1 protein-coding gene is annotated in these 1,450 nt (G+C 60.3%); it reads left to right on the forward strand.

Going from position 1 to position 1,450, the window contains the following annotated elements; all coding sequences use genetic code 11:
• Positions 1 to 219: 219 nt before the first annotated feature.
• On the forward strand, positions 220 to 1,450 hold a 1,231-nt coding region (locus AB4043_RS25395), incomplete at its 3' end, for an MFS transporter (RefSeq protein WP_442308506.1).

A 1,450-nucleotide genomic window follows, 5' to 3' on the forward strand; every position in this document is an offset into this window, starting at 1 on the left:
CGTTCATCCTCATTCGGCGGAAGCGCAGCCGGTACTGCTCCAGTAGGGGGATGCGTCACCATGACAGCTCCACATTCGTCAGAATCCGACACGAAAGGCGGGCCCGCTCGGTAACCTGCAAGGTACATCGTTCCCCCTCGATTGTCCATGTAGTTTCGTACAAGTGCCCTCGAGGAAACAGTCGGCTTCTGTTTTTTTGCACCCACGGTAACATGACTCGTGACCTCCAAAATAGACGCAGTGGTTCACAAGGTTGCGTGGCGCATCCTTCCGCTCACGCTCGTACTGTATTTCATCGCCTATCTGGATCGCGTCAATATCGGCTTTGCCGCCGCGGCCATGCGGCGTGATCTCGGCTACTCCGGCACCCTCTTCGGGACAGCCAGCGGCGTCTTTTTCGCCGGCTATCTGTGTGCTCAGCTACCGTCAAACCTGGCGCTGCGCCGCTTCGGCGCACGTAAATGGATCGCCATCATCATGGCGGTGTGGGGCGTGCTCTCGGGCCTTGTCGCCTTCACCCACACACCCACCCAGTTTCTGGTGCTGCGCTTCCTGTTGGGTGTCGCAGAAGCGGGTTTCTATCCCGGCATCATCTACTACCTCAGCATCTGGCTGCCGCGAAGCCAGCGTACACAGTTGATCGCGTGGTTCATCTTCGCCATTCCGCTGGCAAATATCTTCGGCGGCCCGCTCTCCAGCGCCATCCTGCATCACGGAGCAGTCGCAGGCCTGCGCGATTGGCAGATACTGCTGATCGCGGAGTGCCTGCCCGCTCTCTTCTTCTCCGTCATTGTTCCCTTCTGCATGACCGATCGTCCGCAGCAGGCGCAGTGGCTGACCGAAGACGAACGCATAGCGCTGCGTACGGCAATCGCTGCCGCAGAACAGAAGGCCAGTGAGATCGGATACACCGGCACCGAAGCTTCGCTCTATGCCAGCCCGGCGATCTATCTCTTTGCACTGGTGTACTTCACCACCCAGATCGGCCTCTATGGCCTGGTCTTCTGGCTTCCGCAGATGCTGAGCGGCCTCGGCCTGCCGCAGCTTCAGGTGGGATGGACAGTCGCGGCCGTCTTTCTTCTGGCTGCCGTCATCATGTTCGTGTGGTCACGGCTTTCAGACAGCAAGGGCCAGCCCTCATGGGGACTCTCAGCTCCCATCGCGATCTCGGCAATTGGCTTTCTGCTCTCGATTCCCGCAACCCATGTCTCCGGAACCATCGGCATCGCCATGCTGGTGACGAGCTTCGCTCTGGCCGAAGGCGGCGGACTCGCGGCAACACCGGCACTGTGGTCAGCTGTAACACTGCAGTTCCCAGGCGAACTCGGTGCACCGGCAATCGCACTGGTAAACGCCCTGGGCAACCTCGGCGGCTTCGTCGGCCCCTTCCTGCTGGGCTGGCTCTCAGACAGAGGACATGGGTATGGCAGCGGCCTGGTAACAGTAGCAC

This window comes from Terriglobus sp. YAF25, from assembly GCF_052113305.1.
GTDB lineage: Bacteria > Acidobacteriota > Terriglobia > Terriglobales > Acidobacteriaceae > Terriglobus.